The organism is Streptosporangium sp. NPDC003464, from assembly GCF_053588315.1.
Genome location: NZ_JBSFPS010000016.1, coordinates 38830 through 62667, shown reverse-complemented (window position 1 = coordinate 62667; position 23838 = coordinate 38830). Strand labels below are relative to the sequence as shown.

The following is a 23838-nucleotide window of genomic DNA, read 5'->3' as shown; positions in this document are numbered from 1 at the left end:
GCCAGCGATATCGACGATCAGGATCCGGATAAAGGCAAGCGGAAGCCCAAGCCTCAGCCGAAACCAGAGCCGGTGCCCGGCGAGGGTGGGCTCGCCGCGGTGGGGCGGCTGCTCCGCGGGCGTGGAGCCGCTCCGGTGGGACGGCCACGCCGGGTCGCCCGAGTGGTGCAGCGGGTCTCCGTGGTGGTGCGGCTGGTCTCCCGGCCGTGACGGCTGCCCGGCGTGCCGCGGCGGCCATCCGCCCGGTGCCGCTCCCGCCGGATACGGCGGCTGCCCTCCGTGCGGGTGCTGCGCGCCGTACGGAGGACCGCCGTGGTGCGCGGGGTCGTCCGGAGGGAAGGGGTGCGCCGGACGGGACGGCTGGTCGGAGCGGGGCCCCGCGTCGGCGTGCACGGGGACGGAGCCGGGGTGGCCGGGGTAGGGGGACGGCGAACCGGGATGGCCGGGGTAGGGGGACGGCGTGTCGGCGTGCGCGGACGCCGGGCCGGAGGGGCCGGGGTAGGAGGGCGACGGGCCGGGGTGGCCGGGGTGGGAGGGCGCCGGGCCGGGGTAGGCGGGTGCCGCGGCCGCCCCGCCGGACGGATCGCGGGGCCCGGTGGCCGGGCCCGCGGCCGCGCGGGTGAGCAGGGGCGTGGCCTGCTCGGCGGTCATCCGGGTGGCGGGGTCCTTGGCCATCAGGCCGAGGATGGCGACGGCCAGGGGGCCGCTGTGCGCCATGGGGCTGGGCTCGCCGTGGAGGACGGCCATCATCGTCGCCGCGGCCGTGGCCCGCTCGAACGGCGGACGCCCCTCCAGGGCCGCGTACAGCGTCGCCCCGAGGGACCACAGGTCCGACTCGGGGGTGGCCGCCAGCCCGTGGAGCCGTTCCGGGGGCAGGAAGGCGGGGGTGCCGACCATCGCGCCCGTCCGGGTGATCCCGGTCTCCTGCGTCATCGAGGCGATCCCGAAGTCGGTCAGCACGACCCGGCCGTCGTCGGCCAGCAGCACGTTCTCCGGCTTGACGTCCCGGTGCAGCACTCCGGCGGCGTGGGCGGCCAGCAGGGCGCCCAGCACCTGCAACCCGACCGAGGCCACCCGCTCGGGCGTCAGCGGCCCCTCCGCGCGGACGACCTCGCCCAGTGAGCGCGACCGGACCATCTGCATGACGATCCAGGGCCGGCCCTCCTCCTCGACCACGTCGTGCACGATGATCACGGACGGGTGGTCGAGCCGCCCGGCGGTCCGGGCCTCCCGGATCGTCCGCCGGTTCAGGTCCGTGCGCGCGGCCTCGTCGACCCCGCGGTAGCGGACCTCCTTGACCGCCACGACCCGGTCGAGAAGCTCGTCGTGGGCACGCCAGACGACGCCCATCCCGCCCTCGCCGATGGGTTCGAGCAGGCGATACCGGCCCGCCACCTTCCGTTCGGTCATTCTCCTCGCCCCTCCCAAACCCACGAATCGTAGCCGGTCGGGGCGGGTCTCACTTTTTCGACGAGAAGGTCTGGGTGAATCCCTCGAAAAGGTGCATGTTCTTCTTCCAGTCCTCGGCCGGGGTGTGCCAGTAGATCGCGTATCCCCGGCCGCCCTTGGTCACGAACCCCCGGTTGAGCACCCGGGCCTTGCCCGAGCTCGTGTTCCAGGTGAACTCCCAGTCGGCGGCCTTCTCCATGTAGTCGACCTTCTCGATCCGGATCCGCTCGTAGCCGGGGAAGTTCCCCCGGCTGGCCCGCTCTCCGTTGTACCAGTCCTGCTTCGGGTCGGGACCGGCCTTGTCGACGTATTCGACGAACACGAAGCTCCTGCGGTCGGACCCGCGGAACCAGACCTGCTGGCCCGGCCGCTTGTCCACCTTCCAGCCCTTGGGCAGGCCGATGGAGAAGCCGTTGCCGTCCTTGTGCATGTGCCAGCCGTCGGGGAGCTTCGACTTCTCCTTGTCCTTGTCCTTGTCCTTCTCCTCGGTCTTGGTGGGACTGGGGGCGGGACTCTCGGAGACGGAGGGGGTGGCCTCCGCGGTCGCCTTGGCCGTCCCCGCCGACGTGGTCGGCCTGCTCGCGTGCGAGGCCGGCGGGGTGTCCGACTCGCGGCTGCGCATCCCCAGCCAGCCGGCGACCGCGCCGACGACCAGGACCGCGGGCACGATCACCAGCAGGCCCCGTTTCACCTGCGACCGGGGGCCCCGCGAGAGGACCGTCGGCGAGGTGGAGCGGTAGCTCTCCATCGGTGTGGCGGCCGGTGCGGGCCGGGGGCCGGTGCCGGGCTCCTGCCGCGCTGGCGGGACGGGCACGACCGGCTCGGGCCTGGGCGCGGGGACCGGCTCGGGCGCGGGTTCCGGCCGTACCGGTGGGAAGGGCTCGCGTCTCGTCGAGGGGGCCGGCCGGGAGACGGGCCTGGGAGCCGGCCTGTGCGCGGGCTCGGGAGCCGGCGTAGAGGCGGGCGCGGGGGCCGGCGTGGGGGCGGGCTCCTGCCGCACCTTCGCGGCGGGCTCGCGCGGTGCCGGCGCGGCGGGCGGCGAGCCCTTGGCGGGGGCCGGTACGGCGGGCTCCAGCTTCACCCCGGTCGCGGGGAAGCCCTCGGGCTCGTATCTGATCCCGGGGTCGGTCTCGGCCGTCGCCGAGGCGGACACGGCCGGCATGAGGGCGGTCTTGGCGGGACCGGCGGGCTTGGGGGTCCGCTGCCGGCCGCCCTCGGCCACCTCGCGCAGCAGGCGCGCGGCCTCGTCGTAGGACATGCGCTGGGCCGGGTCCTTGCGCAGCAGTCCGTCGAGCACCGTGGTCAGCAGCCGTCCGGCGCGGACCGGGGGCTCCGGCTCGTCGTTCAGCACGGCGTGCATGGTCGGCAGCGCCCCGCCCCGCTCGTGCGGCGGCTTGCCCTCCACGGCCGCGTACAGCGTCGCCCCGAGGGACCACAGGTCCGACTCGCGCTGCGCGCTGGCCCCCTTGATCCGCTCCGGCGGGATGAACGCGGGCGTGCCCGCGATCCCGGTCATGGTCAGCGCGGTCTCGGCCTCCAGCGTCGCGATGCCGAAGTCGGTCAGCACCACCCGGCCGTCGTCGGCCAGCAGCACGTTCTCCGGCTTGACGTCCCGGTGCAGCACCCCCTGCGCGTGCGCGGCGCGCAGCGCCTCCAGCACCTGGAGCCCGATCTCGGCGACCCGCTCGGGCCGCAGCGGCCCGTCCTGGCGCAGGACCTTGCCGAGCGAGCGGGACTCCACGAGCTGCATGACGATCCAGGGGCGCCCGTCCTCCTCGACCACGTCGTGGACGACCACCACGTTCGGGTGCGTCAGCCGGCCGGCGGCCCGCGCCTCGCGCTTGGTGCGCCGGTTGAAGTCTTCCTGGTTGTCCTCGCCGAGCATGTCGGCGTAGCGGACCTCCTTGACCGCGACCTCCCGGTCGAGGAGCTCGTCGTGGGCCCGCCAGACGATGCCCATGCCACCCCGGCCGATGGGCTCGCGCAGGTGGTAGCGGGCGGCAATGCGACGTCCCTCAGAAGACTGTGCTTCGGCCATCAACCGCACCTACCCCTTTCTAAACCCCCGAATACTCTCATAGGCCGGGAAGGGTGATCGACTCTCGCGAGACCCGGGTGTCCACGATTCGAGACGTGCTGTCCAACAGGTGGCGCCCGGTGGGGAGATGGCCTATCGTCGATCCCATGACTTGCTATTTCGCGTTTATCGAGCCGGCTCCGGAGGGCCGGTCGTGACAGTGTGATCTAGCGACCACCCGGAGCCGGCACGAGGCAGAGACACGTTCTCTGCCTTTTTTGTTTCTTACGATTCGCCGGCTCGCGGATGTGCGCCGGCTGAGCATGAGGAGCCGAGATGTCGTTGTTGACCGCACACCTGGAGCGCGGAGCCGTGAAGCTGGGGACGCTCACGGTGGGGGCCGGACCGGCCGTGGTGGTCGGCGGCCCGGGGGCGGACGCCCGCTGGATCAGCCTGCGCGACCACCACGGACGGGTGCCGGCGGCCGAGGCCGTGGCGGCGGTCCGCGCCGAGTGGGCCGGGCCGATCCTGGTGGAGCCGTTCTCGGCGGAAGACCTGCCGGAGATCCTCGCCGACGCCGACGGCGTGGTGGTCGGCGCGGCCTGGATGCAGGACTTCCGGCTCGTCCGCGCGGTCGCCCGGCTGGGCCTGCCCGTGGTCGTCCAGCGCGGCCCGGCCGCGACCCTGGAGGAGTGGCTGGCCATCGCCGACTACTGCGTGGCCGAGGGCAACGACCGGGTCGTGCTCTGCGAGAGCGGCAGCCGCACGCACCTGGCCGGGGTGACCCTCGACCTGACCCTGATGCGCGCCGCCCGGGAGCGGTCCGGCCGCCCCGTGCTGGCCGACCTCGGCGGGGATCCCGCGCTGGCCGCCGCGGCGGTCGCCGCCGGGGCCGACGGCCTGCTCCTGGCCCCCGACGCCGCCGAGCGGGCCGTCCTCGCCGCCCAGGAGGCCGTGCGGATCGTCGGCGCGCTCACCCGCCGCGAGACCCCCGACTCCGTCCTGGCCGCCCGGGGCGCCGTCGACCGTGTCGACGCGGCCCTGGCCGTCCTGCTCGAACGCCGCGCCGAGCTCGCCGGGGTCATCCAGAGCCTCAAGCCCGTCGGCGGTTTCGCCGGCCGTGACATGGACCGCGAGCGCCGCCTGGTCGCCGAGATGGCCCGCCGCGCCCCCACCCTGGGCGAGGCGCGGCTGGCGCCCATCATGAACGCCGTGATCGAGGCGGGGCTGCACCTGGCCGAGGAGCGCAGGGCGGCCGGTCAGGACTGACCCCGTGCCCGCCGCGGGCCGGACGGCGGCCGCGCGGTGCCGGGCGCCCGCACCACGGCGCGCCCGGACGCCGTCAGTCGAAGAGCATCTCGGTGCCGCGGCGTGAGTCGACGATCCGCCAGCCCGTCGCGATGGCGGCGGCCAGCAGCGGGATGCAGAAGAAGGCGATGCGCTGGTCGGCGTCGGCGAACGGCATGAGCAGCACCACCAGCGCGAGGAAGGCCAGGGTGGACCAGCCGGTGTACGGCGCGCCCGGCATCCGGAAGGCGGGGCGTTCGAGCAGGCCCTGCTCGGCGGCGCGGCGCAGCCGGATCTGGCAGAAGACCAGGGTGCCCCAGGTGGTGATCACGCCCAGGGAGGCGATCGCGGTGGCGATGTTGAAGGCCCGCTCCGGGACGTAGTAGTAGAGGACCACCCCGGCGACGAACACCGCGGCCGTGAGGAGGATGCCGCCGTAGGGGACCTGGCGGGAGCTGAGCAGCCCGGCGAAGGCGGGGGCCTCGCCCTTGACGGCCATGGCGCGCAGGATCCGGCCGGTGGAGTAGAGGCCGGAGTTGCACGACGACAGGGCCGCGGTGATGACGATCAGGTTCATGGCGTCGGCGGCCCAGGGGACGCCGAGCGCGGCGAAGACCGTCACGAACGGGGACTGGGCCGGGCCGTAGGCGGTCCACGGCAGGACCATCGCCAGCAGCAGGACGGAGCCGACGTAGAAGATCATGATCCGCCAGATCACGCCGTTGATCGCCCTGGGCAGGACCTCCCTGGCGTTCTTCGTCTCGCCCGCGGCGATGCCGACCAGCTCGATCGAGGAGTAGGCGAAGATCACCGACTGGAGGCTCATCAGCACCACCGGGAACCCGTTGGGGGCGAAGCCGCCGTGGGCGGCGAGGTTGCCCACCCCCGCGGTGCTGCCGCCCAGGCCCATCCCGAAGATCACCAGCACCAGCCCGGTCACCAGGAACGCGCAGATCGCCAGGACCTTGAGCAGCGCGAACCAGAACTCCAGCTCGCCGAACAGGCGCACCGACAGCAGGTTGACGGTCAGCACGAACGCCAGCGCGATGAGGGCGGTGAGCCATCGGGGGAACTGCGGGGCCCACAGGTGCACGTAGATGGAGATCGCGGTCAGCTCGGCGATGCCGGTGAAGGCCCAGTTGATCCAGTACATCCAGCCGCTGGCGAAGGCCGCCCACGGTCCGACGAAGTCGGCGGCGTAGTCTACGAATGAGCCCGAGGTCGGCTTGTAGAGGACCAGCTCGCCGAGGGCCCGCATGACGAAGAAGGCCGCGAGCCCGGCGGCCGCGTACGACAGCACCAGCGCCGGACCGGCGGCCTGGAGCCGTCCGCCGGCCCCGAGGAACAGCCCGACGCCGATCGCGCCGCCGATCGCGATCATCTGCACCTGGCGGTTGCCGAGCGCGTGGCTGTAGCCCTCGTCGGTCTTCACGCGTTCCCCCCGTATGCCCGCCCCGGAAACATCATTACCCAAAGTAGCCGATCGCCACTCTGAGTGCTCGACGGCGGGCGCTGCGAAAGGTGGCGAAGTGTGGGGCCGCGGGGGGCCACAGCGGGGGGCAAACACGCGTAGGCTTCCCACGCCGACACGCGACTAGGGGGAGGAACGAGGCCGCATGTCCGACTCGTTTGTGCATCTTCACGTTCACACCGAGTACTCCATGCTCGATGGGGCCGCTCGCCTGAAGCAGATGTTCAAACAGGTCGGCGACCTGGGCATGCCCGCCATCGCGATCACCGACCACGGCAACATGCACGGCGCCTACGACTTCTACAAGCAGGCCACCGGGGCCGGGATCAAGCCGGTCATCGGCATCGAGGCCTACGTCGCCCCCGCCTCCCGGCACCAGAAGAAGCCGGTGCTGTGGGGCGAGCCGCACCAGAAGCGGGACGACGTGTCGGCGGGTGGCTACTACACCCACATGACGATCTGGGCGAAGAACGCCAAGGGTCTGAGCAACCTGATGAAGCTCTCCTCGCGCGCCTACACCGAGGGCTTCGTGCGCAAGTGGGCCCGGATGGACGCCGAGACCCTCGCCGAGCACGCCGAGGGGCTGATGGCCACGACCGGCTGCCCGTCGGGCGAGGTGCAGACCCGGCTGCGCCTGGGCCAGTACGACGAGGCGCTGGCGGCGGCGGCGAAGTTCCAGGAGCTGTTCGGCAAGGACAACTACTACCTGGAGATCATGGACCACGGGCTCGACATCGAGCGCCGGGTCCGCGACGGCCTGACCCGCATCTCCCGGGAGCTGAACATCCCGCCGCTGGTCACCAACGACTCCCACTACACCTACGAGTCGGACGCGACCTCCCACGACGCGCTGCTGTGCATCCAGACCGGCAAGCAGCTGTCCGACCCCGACCGGTTCCGCTTCGACGGCAGCGGCTACTACATCAAGACCGCCGACGAGATGCGCGCGGTCGACTCCTCCGACCTGTGGGCCGAGGGCTGCCGCAACACGCTGCTGGTCGCCGAGAAGGTCGACCCGACCGGCATGTTCGGCTTCAAGAACCTGATGCCGACCTTCCCGGTGCCCGAGGGGGAGACCGAGGAGAGCTGGTTCCGCAAGGAGATCCAGCGGGGCATGGAGCGCCGCTTCCCCCAGGGCATCGACGACGAGCACCGCAGGCAGATCGACTTCGAGATGGACGTCATCCTGCAGATGGGGTTCCCCTCCTACTTCCTCGTGGTCGCCGACTTCATCATGTGGGCCAAGAACAACGGCATCCGGGTCGGTCCCGGCCGTGGCTCGGCGGCCGGCTCGCTGGCGGCGTACGCGCTGGGCATCACCGACCTCGACCCGCTGCCGCACGGCCTGATCTTCGAGCGGTTCCTCAACCCCGACCGCGTCTCCATGCCCGACGTCGACATCGACTTCGACGAGCGCCGGCGCGGCGACGTGATCCGCTACGTGACCGAGAAGTACGGCGCCGACAAGGTCGCCATGATCGCCACCTTCGGCACCATCAAGGCGAAGGCGGCCATCAAGGACGCCGCCCGCGTCCTCGGCCACCCGTACGCGCTGGGCGACAAGGTCTCCAAGGCGTTCCCGCCCGCGGTGATGGGCAAGGACATCCCGCTGTCGGGCATCTTCGACAAGGACCACCCGCGCTACAACGAGGCCGGTGAGCTGCGCAAGCTGTACGACGAGGACGTCGACGTCAAGTCGGCCATCGACCTGGGCAGGGGCCTGGAGGGCCTGATCCGGCAGACCGGCGTGCACGCCGCCGGTGTGATCATGTCCTCGGAGGTGCTGACCGACTACATCCCGATCATGCGCCGCGACTCCGACGGCGTGATCATCACGCAGTTCGACTACCCGACCTGCGAGACGCTCGGCCTGCTCAAGATGGACTTCCTGGGCCTGCGCAACCTCACGATCATCGACGACTGCCTGAACGCCATCGAGGCCAACACCGGCACCAAGATCGACCTGCTCGAACTGCCCCTCGACGACGCCAAGACCTACGAGCTGCTGGCCCGCGGCGACACCCTCGGCGTGTTCCAGGTCGACGGCGGCGGCATGCGCTCGCTGCTGCGGTTGATGCGTCCCGACAACTTCGAGGACATCTCGGCGGCGCTCGCGCTCTACCGGCCGGGCCCGATGGGAGCCAACTCCCACACCAACTACGCGATGCGCAAGAACGGCCAGCAGGAGATCACCCCGATCCATCCCGAGCTGGAGGAGCCGCTCAAGGAGATCCTCGACACGACCTACGGTCTGATCGTCTACCAGGAGCAGGTCATGGCCATCGCGCAGAAGGTCGCCGGGTTCTCCCTCGGCAAGGCCGACCTGCTGCGCCGCGCGATGGGCAAGAAGAAGAAGTCGGAGCTGGACAAGCAGTACGAGTTCTTCGAGCAGGGCATGAAGGACAACGGCTACTCGGCCGCCGCGATCAAGGCCCTGTGGGACATCCTGCTCCCCTTCTCCGACTACGCCTTCAACAAGGCCCACACCGCCGCCTACGGCCTGGTCTGCTACTGGACCGGCTACCTCAAGGCCAACTACCCGGCCGAGTACATGGCCGGCCTGCTGACCTCCGTCAAGGACGACAAGGACAAGTCGGCCCTCTACCTCAACGAGTGCCGGCGCATGGGCATCAAGGTGCTCCCGCCGGACGTCAACGACTCCGACTTCGACTTCACCCCGCGCGGCAGCGACGTCCGGTTCGGCCTGTCGGCCATCCGCAACGTCGGCGGCAACGTGGTCGACGGGATCATCGCCGCCCGCAGGGAGAAGACCCGCTTCGCCGACTTCAAGGACTTCCTGCGCAAGGTCCCGATGGTGGTCTGCAACAAGCGGGTCATCGAGTCGCTGATCAAGGCGGGGGCCTTCGACTCGTTCGCGCACGAGCGCAAGGGCCTGGTGATGGTCCACGAGCAGGCCGTCGACAGCATCATCGGCATCAAGAAGAACGAGGCGCAGGGGCAGGACTCCCTGTTCGGGGCCATCGAGGGCGCCGAGGACCAGACCTTCGACGTGCAGATCCCGCCCGGGGAGTGGGACAAGACCACCCTGCTCCAGTTCGAGCGGGAGATGCTCGGCCTCTACGTCTCCGACCACCCGCTCTTCGGCGTGGAGCACATCCTCGCCTCCGGCGCCGACTGCTCGGTCGCCGCGCTCCAGGACGAGAACCGCCCCGACGGCCAGATCGTCACGGTGGGCGGCATCCTGAGCGGCGTCCAGCGCAAGGTCACCAAGAAGGGCGACACCTGGGTCCTGACCATGCTGGAGGACCTGGAGGGCGCCATCGAGGTGATGATCTTCCCCTCGGCGTACCAGCTCTGCGCGACGGTCCTGGCCGAGGACGCCATCGTCTTCGTCAAGGGCCGCCTGGACAAGCGCGAGGACGTCGGGAAGATCATCGCCATGGAGGTGACCGCCCCCGACCTGACGCGCGAGAGCGGCGGTCCCCTGGCGGTCAGCCTCCCCCTCACCCGCTGCACCCCTCCGGTGGTCGGCCGCCTCAAGGAGGTCCTGACCGCCCACCCCGGCACCACCGAGGTCCACCTCCAGGTCCACAACGGCCCGAAGACCACCGTCGTCCGGCTGGACGACCGCCTGCGCGTGGCGCCCTCCCCGGCGCTGATGGGCGACCTGAAGCAGCTGCTGGGCCCCGCCTGCCTGGGGGCCTGAGCCCGGAGACCGGCCGCCCCGGGCGGTGCGGGGACCGGCCGCGACCGGTCTCCCTCACCGCCCGGCGGGCGCGAGCCGGCGGCGCCGTACCGCTGCCAGTACGGCCCCGGCCGCCGCGGCCGCGGTGGTGATCAGGAAAGCCGCCCGGAAGCTCCCGTCGTCCGGCGACGCGCCGAGCACGAGCGTGAGGACGGCGACCGTGACGGCCGCCGAGAGATACTGGGAGGTCGTCAGCAGCGCTCCGGCGGTGCCCTGGTGCTCGGAAGGCACGTCCCGGGTGCCGATGACGAACATCGAGGTGTAGATGACCCCGTGCCCGAAGCCGCTGGCGATCAGCCCGCCGAGCAGGTCGGCGACGTAGGAGTCTCCGTGCAGGGCGAAGGAGAGCCAGCCGAGACCGGCGGCGGCCGTGCCGAATCCGCCGGCGAGCACGGCCGGAGCGCTGAACCTCCGGACCGCGCGGCCGGCCGCCATGCTCCCGACGGTGACCATGACGGCGAGCGGCAGGAAGGCGAGTCCCGCCTGCAACGGCGGGTAGCCCTTCGTGGACTGCAGGAGAAGGGTCACGAGGTAGAACTCCGAGCCCACGCTCGCCATGTAGAGCGCGGTCGCCGCCGCCCCCGTCCGGAGCGATCGGGTCCGCCGCAGGACCGGCTCGATCAGGACGCCCCGCGGCCTGTTCTCGTTCAGCGCGAACCCGAGGGACAGCAGCAGGGCGAGGCCGAGCGAGACGAGCGCCGGCGCCGAGTCCCAGCCCTGGTCGGCGCTGAGGGTGAGTCCCACGACCAGGCAGAGCATGGCGCCGGTGCCGAGGACGGAGGCGAGCACCGGGATCCGGTCCGTGCGGTCCCGGTCGTGGGCCCGGCCGAACCACCTGGCCGCCCCCAGTGCGCACAGCAGCGTCAGCGGGACGTTGATGAAGAACGTCAGCCGCCACGACACCGTGGTGAGCAGGCCGCCGAGGACGACGCCGACGGCGAGCCCCGACGCGCCGACCGCGCCCCATATCGCCAGGGCCCTGCTCCGGGACGGCCCCGCCGGGAAGGTCGTCCCGATGAGACCGAGCACGGCCGGCTGCAGCAGCGCCGTGCAGAACCCCTGCGCGCCGCGTGCGAGCAGCAGGGCCGTCCCGTCCTGGGCCGCGCCGCCGACGACGCTCGCGGCGCCGAAGAGGGTGACCGCGACGATGAGGAGCCGCCTGGCCCCCACCCGGTCGGTGAGGCGGCCCCCGACCATCAGGAACCCGGCGAACAGGACCGCGTAGGCGCTGACCACCCACTGGGCGACGGCCGGGGTGAGGTGCAGGTCACGGGCGAGGCTGGGCAGGGCGACATAGACGATCGAGTAGTCGAGGGCGATGAGGAATTGCGCCACCGAGAGCACGGCGAGGGCCGCCGGGCTGCGGACCGTCGCCGGATCGGTGGAGGTCGGCGCGTTGTTCACGGGAGTTCCTGTCATGGATGCACGGACTGTCGTCGACACGGGAGCACGGTGTCTCGCACGTCATGACGGGATCATCAAGCTTCACACTGATGTGAAGGTCAAGTCCCGGCGTCCAGGACCGGAATCGAGAGTGGTCACATGCGCATCGGCGAGCTCTCCCGCCGTACCGGCACCCCGACGAGGCTCCTGCGCTACTACGAGGAGCAGGGGCTCATCACCCCGGCCCGGCGGGACAACGGCTACCGGGACTACGGCGAGTGCCTGGTCGACCGGGTCCAGCAGATCCGCGGCCTGCTCGAGGTCGGCCTGCCCACCCGGGTCATCCGCCAGATCCTGCCGTTCCTGGACAGGCCGTGCACGATCCTGTTCTCGGACGCCACGCCCGAGCTGCTCGCGCTCCTGGAGCGGGAGCGTGACCGCATGGACGAGCGCATCGCCTGCCTGGCCAGGAACCGCGACGCCATCACCGCCTACCTCGAGGCCGTGCGCGCCGAGGGCTGAGCGCCACCCGTCCGGGCGTCCGCGGGGCGCGTTTCCGGCGGGGGTCTTCCCGGGGGCCGGCTGGAGACAAGTTAGGAAACCTTCCTAACTTCCGTTGACACCGTACTGGCCGCTTGCCAGGATGCCGGTGAGCGGCTTGGCACGGCGTCCCCCGGAGGACGTGACGTGCTCAGTAAGAGATGTGCTGCCCCGGCCGCGTGTCGCACGGCGCCGTGGTCGGTGCCGTGATCTTCTCCTCTCACCCCTCAGGAGACAGCCTGTGTCTTCAACGACGCCTCGTCCCGCCCCCCGCCTCCTCTTACCGGCCCTCGTGGCGGTCGCCGCCCTCATCGCGGGCCTCCTCGTCGCCGCCGGCCGCGCCGAAGCGGCCGAGACCCTGCTGTCGCAGGGCAAGCCCGCCTCCTCCTCGTCCAAGGAGGGTTCCTCCTACAGCTCGGGCAAGGCGGTCGACGGCGACCTCACCTCGACCCGCTGGGCCTCCCTGGAGGGCAGCGACCCGCAGTGGATCCGCGTCGACCTGGGCGCGGTCACCCCGATCTCCCGGGTCAAACTGTTCTGGGAGGCCGCCTACGGCAGGGCCTACAAGATCCAGGTCTCCGCCGACGCCGCGAGCTGGACGACCATCTACTCCACCACCAGCGGCGACGGTGGTCAGGACGACCTGACGGGCCTGTCGGGCTCGGGCCGCTACGTGCGCATGTACGGCACGGCCCGGGGCACCGAGTACGGCTACTCCCTGTATGAGTTCCAGGTGTTCGGCGGCGACACCGCCACGCCCAGCCCCACCCCGACGGTGACCCCGACCGTGCCCCCGGGCGACACCTTCGTCGTCGCGGCGGCCGGTGACATCGCCGCCCAGTGCACCGCGAGCTCCAGCTCCTGCGCCCACCCCAAGACGGCGGCGCAGGTCCAGGCGATGAACCCCGAGTTCGTCATCACCATGGGCGACAACCAGTACGACGACGCCCGGCTCTCGGACTTCCAGAACTACTACGACAAGACCTGGGGCAAGTTCAAGAGCAAGACGCGCCCGGTCGCCGGCAACCACGAGACCTACGACCCGGCCGGCACCTACGCCGGGTACAAGGGCTACTTCGGCTCCATCGCCACCCCGCAGGGCAAGACCTACTACAGCTACGACCGGGGCAACTGGCACTTCGTCGCCCTCGACTCCAACTACTTCGACCAGACGGCCCAGATCAACTGGCTCAAGGCCGACCTGGCCGCCAACACCAAGGGCTGCATCGCCGCCTACTGGCACCACCCGCTGTTCAGCTCCGGCGAGCACGGCAACGACCCGGTGAGCAAGCCGGTCTGGAAGATCCTCTATGACGCCCGGGCCGACCTGGTGCTCAACGGCCACGACCACCACTACGAGCGGTTCGCCCCGCAGAACCCCGACGCCCAGGCCGACCCCGAGGGCATCGTGGAGATCCTCGGCGGCATGGGCGGCGCCTCGCCGTACAACATCGAGAACGTCCAGCCCAACAGCCAGAAGCGGCTGCAGGACATCTACGGAGTGCTCAAGCTGAAGTTCGGCCCCGACTCCTTCTCCTCGCAGCTCATCGGGACCGACGGCGCGGTCAAGGACAGCAGCCCCACCTACACCTGCCACTAGATGTACATCTCGGCAAGCCGGGCCGCGGACGGAGCACGCCCGCGGTCCCGGCTCTCCTTCGCAGTCCCCGGGAACGTGCTCGCGCTCGGGGCGGTCAGCCTGGTCACCGACATCTCCTCGGAGATGGTCACGGCCGTGCTCCCGCTCTACCTGACGCTCTCCCTCGGGCTCAACCTGCTGCAGTTCGGCCTGCTGGACGGGCTCTCCTTCGGGGTGACCGCGCTGGTCCGCCTGGCCGGCGGCAACCTCGCCGACCGGTGGCAGCGGCGCAAGCTGGTCGCCGGCCTCGGATACGGCCTGTCGGCGCTGTGCAGGCTCGCCCTGCTCGCGGCCGGCGGCTCCGTCACGGCGCTGGGCGCGGTGATCGCCGCGGACCGGACGGGCAAGGGGCTGCGCACGGCCCCGCGGGACGCGCTGATCTCGCTGAGCGTCCCGCCGGACGGCCTCGGGCAGGCGTTCGGCGTGCACCGGGCCATGGACACCTTCGGCGCGCTGCTCGGCCCGCTGGTGGCCTTCGCCGTCCTGACGGGCACCGGCGGAGCCTACGACGCGGTGTTCGTGGTCAGCTTCTGCGTGGCGGTGCTCGGCGTGCTGCTGCTGGTCATGTACGTCCGCGACCCGCGGCCGCCGCTGCCGGGCCCGCGCCCGGCGACCTCGCCGCGCGCGGTGGCCGCGCTGCTGCGCGAGGCGGCGTTCCGGCGGGTGTGCGTGGTGGCCGCGCTCCTCGGGCTGGTCACGCTCAGCGACGCCTTCGTCTACCTGCTCCTGCAGAAGCGCGGCGGGTTCGGCGCCGAATACTTCCCGCTGCTGCCCCTGGGCACCGCCGCCGCCTACCTGCTGCTGGCCGTGCCCGTCGGGCGGCTGGCCGACCGGCTGGGCCGCGTACCGGTCTTCCTGGCCGGGCATGTGGCGCTGATCGCCGCCTACCTGGTGCTGATCGGGCCGGGATGGCTCGTCGCCGTGCTGGTCCTGCAGGGGGCCTTCTACGCCGCCACCGACGGCGTGCTGATGGCCGTGGCGGGTCCGATGCTCCCGGCCCACCTGCGCACCAGCGGCCTGGCCCTGCTCCAGACCGGCCAGGCGGGCGCCCGGCTGCTCTCCTCGATCCTGTTCGGCGCCGTCTGGACGGTGTGGGGGAGCGCCCAGGGGCTCGCCGTCATGGCCGCCGGGCTCGCGGTGTGCCTGCTGGGGGCCTGGTCCGTCGTGCGGAGGCACGCATGACACCGCCGATGACGTGGGCGCCGGGCGCCGAGGAGGAGGCCATGACCATGACCATGACGGTGACGGTGACACGGGCATCCGGTCCCCGGCCGGTGACGGGGAGGAGGCCATGACCCCGGTACGGCGCCTGCTGGTGCTGCTGGCCGCCCTTGCCGTCCTCGGCGGCGCGGCGGCCGGCTACGCGGCCTGGGCCGCGCGCCGCGACCCCGCCCCGGTCCAGGAGGAGGCGGGGCGGGAGAGCGCGCTCCGTCCCGGGCAGCTGATGTTCCGTACGGCGGCCGGCCGGGTCGCCGGGGTGCCGCTGACCGCGACCTCGGCCGTGCCCGAGGCCGGCGGCCCGGCCTGCGACCGCTTCTCCACGGGCGGCGGGACCTCGATCTGCCTGGTGGCCCGGCCGGGGCCGGTGGCCACCACGCACGCGGTGATCCTCGACCGCTCGATGCGGGAGACGCGCCGGATCAAGCTGGCCGGCATCCCGAACCGGGCCAGGATGTCGCAGAGCGGCCGGATGGCGTCGTGGACGGTGTTCGTCACCGGAGACTCCTACAGCGAGGGAGGCTTCTCCACCTGGACCGGCATCCTGGACACCCGCACCGGCTACGCCGTGACCAACATCGAGGACATCCCGCTGACCCTGAACGGCCGCCGCTACCACGCCCCCGACGTGAACTACTGGGGCGTGACCTTCGCCGCCGACGACAACCGGTTCTACGCGACGGTGGCCACCGGCGGGAAGACCTACCTCGTGGAGGGCGACTACGGCAGGTGGCAGGCCCGCGCGCTGCGGGAGAACGCCGAGTGCCCGTCGCTGTCGCCCGACGGGACGCGCCTGGTGTTCAAGAAGCGGGTCTCGGCCGACCCCGCCCGGATGTGGCGGCTCCACCTGCTGGACCTGGCCACCATGCGGGAGACGCCGCTGGCCGAGCGGGCCAGCGTCGACGACCAGGTGGCGTGGCTCGACGGGCGCACGGTGATGTACGGCAGGGCCGGGGACGTCTGGTCGGTGCCCGCCGACGGCTCCGGCGCCCCCACCCGGCTGGTGCGCGGGGCCTCCTCCCCGGTGGCCGTCCGGTGACGGCCGTCATGCCGGCCGGATGACGGTTGTCATGTGACATCGAGGCGGCTTCGTCCCGGCGGATGAAGGCTGGATCATCCAGAGAGAGGAGGGAGGGCCGGGACCGGATTGCGATGATCGTCATGTCGTATTTTTCCGGACCTGAGGAGCTGACGGGCGATGCCTCTCGCGCGACCCCACCACCGTGGACGGACGATCGCCGGACTCGGGCTGAGCGCGGTGCTCGTGACCTGGGCCGCCGCACCCGCCACCTGGGCCGCCGTGCCCACCACGCCCGCCGCGACGGCCGCGACGGCCGGCCCCCCGGCCGGACTCGACCGCGAGGCGCTCCGGCGCGGCCTCGACGCGATCCGCGAGGCCGGGATGTACGGCGCCTACTCCGCCGTGCGGGACGCCGGCGCGGACTGGAGCGGGGCGGCCGGGGTCGCCGACGTGCGCACCAAGCGGCCGGTCCGCCCCGGGATGCTCCACCGGGTCGGCAGCATCACCAAGACCTTCACGGCGGTCGCGATCCTCCAGCAGGTCGAGCGGGGGCGGATCGAGCTGGACGCGCCCGTCGCGCGCTACCTGCCCGAGCTGATCCCGGGGGAGCGCGGCCAGAAGATCACGGTGCGGATGCTGCTCAACCACACCAGCGGCATCGGCGACTACGTCCTCGGCGCCTTCCCCTCCCTCCAGCAGGGCTCCACCGCCAGCCTGGACGACAACCGCTTCCGCGCCTTCTCCCCCGAGGAGCTGGTGGGGTTCGGCCTGGAGGCGCCGTCCACGGGGGAGCCGGGCCAGAACTGGTCCTACTCCAACACCAACTACATCATCGCCGGCCTGCTGCTGGAGAAGGTGACCGGCACCGCCGCCGAGCCGTACATCACCCGGCACGTGATCCGCAGGGCCGGGCTGCGTGACACCTCCTTCCCGCGCACGCCGCTGATCCCCGGGCCGCACTCCAGGGCCTACGAGTCGTTCTACGGCTACATCGACCCGCCGCGCGACTACAGCGTCTACGACATGTCCTGGGCGGGCACGGCGGGCGCGGTCGTCTCGACGATGGACGACCTCAACCGGTTCTACCGGGCGCTGCTGGGCGGCAGGCTCCTCGGCTCCGCGCAGCTCGCCCAGATGCAGACCACGGTGCCGGTCACCGACGGCCAGGGCAACGTCCTGATGAACTACGGGCTCGGCCTCTACGCCCAGGACCTGCCGTGCGGCCGGTTCTGGGGCCACGACGGAGGGGTGTTCGGGATGGGCACGTTCTCGCTGTCCAGCCCGGACGGCCGCCGCCAGCTCTCCTTGGGGATAAACCTGATGAAGTACCAGCGCTTCGACGAGAACGGCGTTCTCCAGCCCCACGCGATCGATCTCGCGCTCGGGGACCACATGGTCCAGGCCCTGTGCGGCCCCACCGCGCCCCTGGCGAAGGGCGGGCGGCCGCTCACGCCCTTCCCGACCCAGCAGGTCCTGGTCAAGAGATAGCCGCACGCTCCCGTGGCCGGCCCGCCCGGATCTCCGGCTGGGGTGGGCGCCCGTCGCATGCCGGCCGGGCACGTGGACGCCGTGCCGTGACCGCCGCCCAGACGCGTGCGCGGGCTCCGCTCCAGGCCCCCGCGGCCGGAGCCGAGCCCGCGCACACGCCGGCGACGGGGGCCAGATCGAAGGCCCCGCCCGAATGGCCGTCCCGTCTCATGACGCGTTCCCAGGACCTCCCCGGTCCCGGGAACGCCGGAGTCCTTCACGGGAGGGCGGGCACCGCCGGCTCGCCGTCGGTCCAACCGGCCTGGAGCGTGATCGTGGTGGAGGTCTTGGCGGGGAACGGCTCGCCGTCCACCATGGTCTTCACGTCGGAGGCCAGGGGCGTCATCGTGCCGGTGTCGACGATCAGCCGCTCAGTGACGGTGAACTGCTTCTGCCGTGATCCGCCGGAGCCCTTGCCCGAGTCGACGTCGACGAGGAAGCCCTGGCCGGTCCTGCCCCGCGGGTCCTCGACCTTCCCCAGGGAACGGACGCCGGGCATCGTCGGCAGCGCCTCGTACGCCGCGGCGCGGACCTCCTTCACCGGGGCTTCGGACAGTATGCCGACCAGCTGCCCCCTCACATAGCTCTCGCGGAAGTCGTCGGAGACGTGGGCGTTCGGATCCCGCGACGCCTTGTCGATCCAGGCCTTCAGCCCAGCCGGGTCCGTGGGCAGAGCCTGGGCCTGCTCGTACGACAGCATCCGGTCGACCAGGTCGAACCCGATCAGGGGAGCGCCTTTTGCGCCCTTGTCGAGAATGACCATGCCCTTGTCCGGCTTGGTGGACAGGGAGGCCGTCATGCCGTTCGCGGTGCGGGTCCAGGTGGTCGGGGAGCCGTCGCGGCGCCATGCCCGCTCGTCCGCGGCGCTCTTCGGACGCACGCCGAGATCCCGGAATCCCCGCCAGGTCCTGCCGTCGAGCGCGGTCCATCTCTCCGCGACGGACTGCTGCTCCACCCAGTAGCGGTTCTTCCCACGCCCGAGCTGGTGGGAGTAGGTGCCCTTCCAGAGCGTCCGGGTATGCCAGTAGGCGCCCTCCGCCGGAGCCGTCACCGCCTGAGAGGCGGCCGCGGGCCGGAGAGCCGGTACGGGCTGCGGACTCGACAGCGCGATGGCGCCCACCACGGCCAGACCGATCCCTGTCGCGGTCAACCGGCGGATCGGCGTGGCCGGGCGCGTTGTCCGGTCCCTCGAATGATCAGTTCGCATGCCACCTAATACGCCTGGGCCGTCCGGGACGTTGCCCGCCGAATCCATGAGTCTCCCGGAATCAGGGAGGTCGATGCGGGCAACGGTCTGTCCGGTCCAGGCGTATTAGAGGGCATGAAATCGGATGAACAGGCGTGAGCGGCCCGGAGGACGACGGGTTCGGCGCGTTCGTCGCCGCGCGTGGCACCAGCCTGCTGCGGGTCGCCTACCTCGCGTGCGGTGACGAACGGGACGCGGAGGATCTGCTGCAGACGGCGCTGGAGCGCACCTACCGCAAGTGGGACCGGGTGCGTCACGACAGCCCCGAGCCCTATGTCCGCCGCGTCATCGTCAACACCGCCATCAGCCGCGCCCGCCGCCGGGCGATCCTGCGGATCCTCCCGACGCACACCCCGCCCGAGCTGCCGGTCGGGGAGACCGACGTCGACCTGCGCCACGTGCTCATGGACGCCCTGCGGGCCCTGCCTCCCCGGCAGCGCGCGGTGGTCGTCCTGCGTTACTGGGAGGACCTCGGCGAGACCCAGACCGCGGAGATCCTCGGCTGCTCGGTGGGCACCGTGAAAAGCCAGGCGTCGAAAGCGCTCACCAAGCTCCGGTCGGCGCTCGGCGCCGAATCAGTGGAAGGGCTGATCAGGAATGTCCATGCTTGAGGACGACCTCCGCCAGATCATGGCGGACGAGACGGCGCGGCTGCGCGCCGCGCCCGACCTGGTGGACCGGGTCATCCGCTCCTCACGGCGCAGGACGGTGCGGACCAGGTACGCCGCGGTGGCCGCCGCGGTGGCCGTCGTGGGGATCACGGTGCCCACCGGTCTGACCCTCGCCTCCGGGCACACGGCCGTGCCGGGGCCCGCGGCCGCGGTGGTGTCACCCGACAGCACCGGATCCGCTGTGCCGCAGCCCTTCGAGCCGCCCCCGCTGCCCACCCCGTCGCCCACCCTCGACTTCGGAGACCTGGGCGACGGAAAGGCCTTCGGACGCGTCAAGGTGGGATACCTGCCCGACGGCCTGCAGTGGTCCCACTGGTCGATCGACGGGGGTGACCAGTACACGACCTCGTGGAACTACGACGGCGACAAGAACGGCTTCTACTGCGTCCAGATCCACGTCTTCGAGGGGCAGGCCGTTCAGGAGCCCCGCGAGGCCGTGCAGTCCTACCGCGACAAGTCCGACGGCGAGGAAGTGACCATCGGCGACCGGACCGGTTATCTGGTCACCCGGTGGGTCGGTGAGGACGGCGGCAGGGGCACCCCCACGATGTTCCTCCACATGGGCCCCGAACGGATGGCCGAGATCATGCTCAGCCCGGCCTTCGTCAAGGATCTGGGCACCCCGGAAGCGGTCGAGCGCGAGCTGCGGAAGATCGCCCAGGGCCTTACCGCCACCGACGGGGACCCGGGGAAGACCGGACAGGCGCCCGCCGCCGACGGCGGGGACGCGGGGAAGGCCACCGAGGCGCCCGCCGGCGGCTGAGTTCCCCGGGAGATCGTCCGAGGGCTCACCCGTGGAGACCGGAGCCCTCGGGAGATCTCCCGAACTCCCCGCCGGGACGGGACCCGCCCGTCACCGGCTCAGCGGCGGCCGCGGTACGGCCCGTCCCGCCACTCCCGGTACGGCCCGTCCCGCCACCCCCGGTACGGGCCGTGGCCGCGGTCGCCGTACCCGGCCTGGTCACGCACGTTCCGCTGGTGCGGGCGGGCGTCCGTACGCCGCCCGGTCGCGTGCCCCCAGCCGCCGCGCCGCCCGGCGGCGCTGCGCTCGCCGTCCCGGTCCTTGTCGTCCTTGTCCTTCTCCATGCCGGGGGTGAAGCCACCGCCGAAGCGGCCCATGTCCGGGTGGTGGAAGGAGGACGGCTCGACGTCCTCCAGGGCGGCGGACATGGACGACACCCAGATCGGGCCGGGCAGGGAGGCGCCCTGCACCGCGCCGTAGTATTCGCCGCCGATCGTCACGTCGCGCAGCGGATGGCGGTAGGAGCCGCGGATGTCGCCCACGCTGACCGCCGCGGCCAGGTCGGGGGTGTATCCGGCGAACCACGCCGAGGTGTAGCCGTTGTTGGTGCCGGTCTTGCCCGCCGCGTCGCGGCCGATGCCCTGGCCCGTCATCGTCCCCTTGGTGAACACCCCGGACAGGACGTGGTTGACCGCGTCGGCCACCTCGCGCTCGACGGCCTGCTCGCAGCTCGGCGGCACCTGGACCCGCCTGCCGTCGCGCTCGACGATGTCGGTGATGGCCATCGGGCGGCAGTAGCGGCCCCGCGCGCCCAGCGCGGCGAACGCCCCGGCCACCGTCACCGGGTCCATCTCGTTGACCCCGAGGGTGAAGGTGGGGACCTCGCGCAGCGGCCTGCCGTCGGCCCGGACGATGCCGAGCGCCCTGGCGGTCCTGACCACCGGGCACAGGCCCACGCGCCGCTCCAGCATCATGTAGAAGATGTTCACCGACTTCCAGGTGCCGGTGGAGATGCTCTGCGGGCCGCCCTTGCCCTCGCCGCTGGCGTTGAAGATCTCGGCGCCGGGGTCGTTGACCCGGCGGCCCCGGCAGTCGACGTAGCCCGAGGCGGGCACGTAGCGGCCCGGCGTCATGAAGCCCTCGTCGAACCGCCAGCCCTTGCCCAGCGCGGTGGTCAGGGTGAACACCTTGAACGTGGAGCCGGCCTGGAACCCCTGCCCGCCGCCGTGCGCCACGTCGGCGGGCAGGTTGAAGGTGGTCCTGGGGCCGTTGTCGGTGTTGCCGGAGTTGCGGCCGTACTTCTTGCTGGCGGCCATCGCCCGGATCCGGCCGGTCCCCGGCTCGATCATGGCCTCGGCCGCGACCTCGGTGTCGGCCGGGGCGACCCGCGAGGAGATGGCCCGCTGCGCCGCCCGCTGCGCGACCGGGTCCACGGTGGTGCGCAGCACGATGCCGCCCCTGGCCAGGCGGCGCTCCCGCTCGGCGCGGGTGTTGCCGAACACCGGGTTGGTCAGCAGCTCCTTGTGGACGTAGAGACAGAAATAGGGGTAGGCGCTCTCGGCGCAGCCGCCGGGCTCCGGCTTCAGCCGGATGTTCAGGGGGGCCCGCTTGGTGGCGTCGGCCTGGACCTGGGTGATGTCGCCCACCTGGGCCATCCGGTCCAGCACGGTGTCCCTGCGCTCCTGCAGGCGGGCGCGGCGCTGCGGGCCCAGCGACGGGTCCGTCGCGTACGGCGTGCGCACCGCGCCGGCCAGCGTCGCCGCCTGCTGCAGGGACAGCCGCGAGGCCGGGACCGAGAAGAACCGCTGGGCCGCCGCCTCGATCCCGAAGGCTCCGGCGCCGAAGTAGGCGATGTTGAGGTAGCGCTCCAGGATCTCGGCCTTGCTGTACTTCTTCTCCAGCGCCAGGGCGTACCGCAGCTCGGTGATCTTGCGCCGGAGGCTCGGCGCCCGGGCCTGGGCGCGCTCGGCGCTGGTCTGGGCGTTCTCGACCAGGATGTTCTTGACGAGCTGCTGGGTGAGGGAGGACCCGCCCTGCCGTACCCCGCCCGCCTGGGTGTTGGTCACCAGGGCCCGGATCGTCCCCTTGATGTCGAGCCCCGCGTGCTCGTAGAACCGGGAGTCCTCGATCGCCACGATCGCCTGGCGCATGATCGGGGCGACCTTGCCGAGCGGCACGACCGTCCGGTTCTCCGTGTAGAACTGGGCGAACTGCCTGCCGTTGCGGTCGAGCAGCACCGTGCGCTGGGGGAGGGGGTCCTCCCGCGGGCTGGGGGGCAGGTCGGTCACCGTGCGCGCGACGTTGTGGGCGGTGATCCCGGCGGTGCCGGCCAGCGGCAGGGCCGCGACCGCGGCCAGCAGCCCGCCGAGCACACCGCAGGCCATCAGCCCGCGCAGGCACGCGGCGGGGCCACGTCTCACCTCATGTCGTCGCGATGTCACAGATAGTAAGGTGCGACCGGACGATCAGGCACAAACGTCCGGGCGGGATTTTTTACTTTCGGGAGCCTGTCCGCTACTGGCCCTCCGGTCCGACGATCTCCCTGCTGATCTTCAGGCCCAGCGAGGCGAACTGCTCGAAGGGACGGTGGTAGCCCCGCTCGATGTGGTGCACCCCGCGCAGTGTGGAGGTGCCCTCCGCGGCCGCGGCCGCGAGCACGGCGGAGAAGCCGGCGCGGATGTCGGGCAGCGTCACGTCGGCGCCGCGCAGCTTCGAAACTCCCCGCACGACCGCCGAGTGCTTGGCGTTGGTGTCGTGGTAGCGGCAGGCCGGGCCGCCGAGGCACACGTCGAAGACCTCGATCTCGCACCCCATCCGCTGCAGGGCGGGCACGTAGACCAGCCGGTTCTCGAAGACCGTCTCGTGCAGCACGGACATGCCCTGGGCCTGCGTGAACAGCACCATCAGCGGGGTCTGCCAGTCGGTCATGAAGCCCGGGTGGGTGTCGGTCTGCACCGCCGCCGCCCGCAGCCCGTCCGGCGCGGACGCCGACACGTAGTCGTCGGTGATGTCCATCTCGGCGCCCATCCGGGCCAGGGTGGTGATCGCGGTGACCAGCCGGTCCTGCGGGCAGCCGTGCACCCGCACCTCGCCGCCGGTGATCAGGCCCGCCGCCAGGTAGGAGAACGCCTCGATCCGGTCGCCGTTGAGCCAGGTGGAGGCGCCGCGCAGCCGCTCCACGCCCTCGATCACGATGCGCCGGTCGGGGCTGAGCTCGATGCGCGCGCCCATGCGCTGCAGGAACAGGGCGAGCTCCACCACCTCGGGCTCCATGGCCGCGCCCTTGAGCACGGTCTTGCCCTCGGCCAGCACCGCCGACATCAGGATCGTCTCGGTCGCGCCCACGCTCGGGTAGGGCAGCTCCAGCCGGGTCCCGCGCAGCCGCTTGGCCTTGGCGTAGACGCCGGTGTCGCTCACCTCGACCTCGGCCCCCATGGCGCGCAGGGCCTCGACGTGGAAGTCGACGGGCCGGCGTCCGATCGGGTCGCCGCCCACCAGCGGCACGAACGCCTCGCCCGCCAGGTGCAGCAGCGGGCCCAGCATCAGGATGGGGATCCGGTTGAGACCGGTGAACGCCGCCGGCACGTGCGGGTTGATCTGCGGTCCCTGGGCGATGCTGATCTCGCGGGGCGTGATCTCCACGTCGATGCCGAGCGCCCGCAGCATCTGCGCGGTGATCCCGACCTCGCCCACGTCGGGGGCGTTGTGGATAGTGCTCTCGCCGGTGCCCAGCATCGCGGCGACCATGTGCTTGGAGACGCCGTTCTTGGAGCCGCGGACCTCGACGTCGCCGCGTAGCGGCCCGGAGGGTTCGATCAGCCATACCTCTTCGTTCACCCGGACAGACTAACGGGATTCGGTCGAAGTCTCGGGGAGCACGGGCCGGGGGATCGGTAACATCGGGCACATCAGTACAGAGGG

At 71.8% G+C, this 23838-nt stretch carries 16 protein-coding genes and 1 pseudogene; 10 read left to right on the top strand and 7 right to left on the bottom strand.

Features of this window, described 5'->3' with window-relative positions:
- The coding region (locus ACWDS7_RS06335) for a protein kinase domain-containing protein (protein ID WP_451928366.1) at positions 1-1410 on the bottom strand (1410 nt) is incomplete at its 3' end.
- A 49-nt stretch (positions 1411-1459) separates the two neighbouring features.
- On the bottom strand, positions 1460-3487 hold the full coding sequence (locus ACWDS7_RS06330) for a serine/threonine-protein kinase (RefSeq protein ID WP_451928365.1): 2028 nt from the start codon (positions 3485-3487) through the stop codon (positions 1460-1462).
- 315 nt (positions 3488-3802) lie between these two features.
- On the opposite strand from ACWDS7_RS06330, the pseudogene ACWDS7_RS06325 reads away from it, so the two are divergent.
- Together ACWDS7_RS06325 and ACWDS7_RS06320 are read left to right on the top strand one after the other, a co-directional pair.
- Positions 3803-4303, top strand: a pseudogene (locus tag ACWDS7_RS06325) (hypothetical protein); the annotation flags it as partial.
- Between the two features lie 123 nt (positions 4304-4426).
- Positions 4427-4735 (top strand): chorismate mutase, encoded by a 309-nt coding sequence (locus tag ACWDS7_RS06320; RefSeq protein ID WP_306858564.1) that lies wholly within the window; start codon positions 4427-4429, stop codon positions 4733-4735.
- A gap of 73 nt (positions 4736-4808) precedes the next feature.
- Here the strand turns inward: ACWDS7_RS06320 and ACWDS7_RS06315 are convergent, their stop codons facing one another.
- Entirely contained in the window at positions 4809-6185 is a 1377-nt protein-coding gene (locus tag ACWDS7_RS06315; protein WP_451928364.1) for an amino acid permease, read from the bottom strand.
- A gap of 184 nt (positions 6186-6369) precedes the next feature.
- On the opposite strand from ACWDS7_RS06315, the gene dnaE reads away from it, so the two are divergent.
- Positions 6370-9891 (top strand): DNA polymerase III subunit alpha, encoded by a 3522-nt coding sequence (gene dnaE, locus ACWDS7_RS06310; RefSeq protein ID WP_451928363.1) that lies wholly within the window; start codon positions 6370-6372, stop codon positions 9889-9891.
- Between the two features lie 54 nt (positions 9892-9945).
- Here the strand turns inward: dnaE and ACWDS7_RS06305 are convergent, their stop codons facing one another.
- Complete coding sequence (locus ACWDS7_RS06305; RefSeq protein WP_451928362.1) at positions 9946-11334, bottom strand: MFS transporter; 1389 nt, start codon at positions 11332-11334, stop codon at positions 9946-9948.
- A gap of 138 nt (positions 11335-11472) precedes the next feature.
- On the opposite strand from ACWDS7_RS06305, the gene ACWDS7_RS06300 reads away from it, so the two are divergent.
- The 5 genes from ACWDS7_RS06300 (at position 11473) to ACWDS7_RS06280 (ending at position 17219) form a co-directional block, all read left to right on the top strand.
- On the top strand, positions 11473-11835 hold the full coding sequence (locus ACWDS7_RS06300; RefSeq protein ID WP_451928361.1) for a MerR family transcriptional regulator: 363 nt from the start codon (positions 11473-11475) through the stop codon (positions 11833-11835).
- Positions 11836-12094: 259 nt separating this feature from the next.
- A complete protein-coding gene (locus ACWDS7_RS06295; protein WP_451928360.1) occupies positions 12095-13453 on the top strand; it encodes a galactose-binding domain-containing protein in 1359 nt (452 codons plus the stop codon).
- Positions 13454-13528: 75 nt separating this feature from the next.
- Entirely contained in the window at positions 13529-14674 is a 1146-nt protein-coding gene (locus ACWDS7_RS06290) for an MFS transporter (RefSeq protein WP_451928359.1), read from the top strand.
- Between the two features lie 109 nt (positions 14675-14783).
- Positions 14784-15749: a TolB family protein gene (locus tag ACWDS7_RS06285; RefSeq protein ID WP_451928358.1), complete on the top strand. Its 966-nt coding sequence runs from the start codon at positions 14784-14786 to the stop codon at positions 15747-15749.
- Positions 15750-15908: 159 nt separating this feature from the next.
- Positions 15909-17219 (top strand): serine hydrolase domain-containing protein, encoded by a 1311-nt coding sequence (locus ACWDS7_RS06280; RefSeq protein WP_451928357.1) that lies wholly within the window; start codon positions 15909-15911, stop codon positions 17217-17219.
- Positions 17220-17475: 256 nt separating this feature from the next.
- Here the strand turns inward: ACWDS7_RS06280 and ACWDS7_RS06275 are convergent, their stop codons facing one another.
- Positions 17476-18408, bottom strand: a complete 933-nt coding sequence (locus ACWDS7_RS06275) for a hypothetical protein (protein WP_451928356.1) — start codon at positions 18406-18408, stop codon at positions 17476-17478.
- Between the two features lie 191 nt (positions 18409-18599).
- Here ACWDS7_RS06275 and ACWDS7_RS06270 point away from each other — a divergent pair, with 191 nt between their 5' ends.
- Together ACWDS7_RS06270 and ACWDS7_RS06265 are read left to right on the top strand one after the other, a co-directional pair.
- Positions 18600-19115, top strand: a complete 516-nt coding sequence (locus tag ACWDS7_RS06270; protein ID WP_306857801.1) for a SigE family RNA polymerase sigma factor — start codon at positions 18600-18602, stop codon at positions 19113-19115.
- Positions 19108-19938: a hypothetical protein gene (locus ACWDS7_RS06265; protein WP_451928355.1), complete on the top strand. Its 831-nt coding sequence runs from the start codon at positions 19108-19110 to the stop codon at positions 19936-19938. The genes ACWDS7_RS06270 and ACWDS7_RS06265 overlap by 8 nt, the downstream gene beginning before the upstream one ends.
- 98 nt (positions 19939-20036) lie before the next feature.
- On the opposite strand, the gene ACWDS7_RS06260 is transcribed toward ACWDS7_RS06265, so the two are convergent.
- Both ACWDS7_RS06260 and murA read right to left on the bottom strand, forming a co-directional pair.
- A complete protein-coding gene (locus ACWDS7_RS06260) occupies positions 20037-22337 on the bottom strand; it encodes a transglycosylase domain-containing protein (protein ID WP_451928354.1) in 2301 nt (766 codons plus the stop codon).
- A 94-nt stretch (positions 22338-22431) separates the two neighbouring features.
- Positions 22432-23754, bottom strand: coding sequence for a UDP-N-acetylglucosamine 1-carboxyvinyltransferase (gene murA, locus ACWDS7_RS06255; RefSeq protein WP_306857805.1), 1323 nt, complete (start codon positions 23752-23754; stop codon positions 22432-22434).
- Positions 23755-23838: the final 84 nt, after the last annotated feature.

Coding starts and splice junctions, on each gene's coding strand:
- ACWDS7_RS06330 (WP_451928365.1), bottom strand. CDS start 3,487: ATGGCCGAAGCACAGTCTTCTGAGGGACGTCGCATTGCCGCCCGCTAC.
- ACWDS7_RS06265 (WP_451928355.1), top strand. CDS start 19,108: ATGCTTGAGGACGACCTCCGCCAGATCATGGCGGACGAGACGGCGCGG.
- ACWDS7_RS06300 (WP_451928361.1), top strand. CDS start 11,473: ATGCGCATCGGCGAGCTCTCCCGCCGTACCGGCACCCCGACGAGGCTC.
- ACWDS7_RS06285 (WP_451928358.1), top strand. CDS start 14,784: ATGACCCCGGTACGGCGCCTGCTGGTGCTGCTGGCCGCCCTTGCCGTC.
- ACWDS7_RS06280 (WP_451928357.1), top strand. CDS start 15,909: ATGCCTCTCGCGCGACCCCACCACCGTGGACGGACGATCGCCGGACTC.
- dnaE (WP_451928363.1), top strand. CDS start 6,370: ATGTCCGACTCGTTTGTGCATCTTCACGTTCACACCGAGTACTCCATG.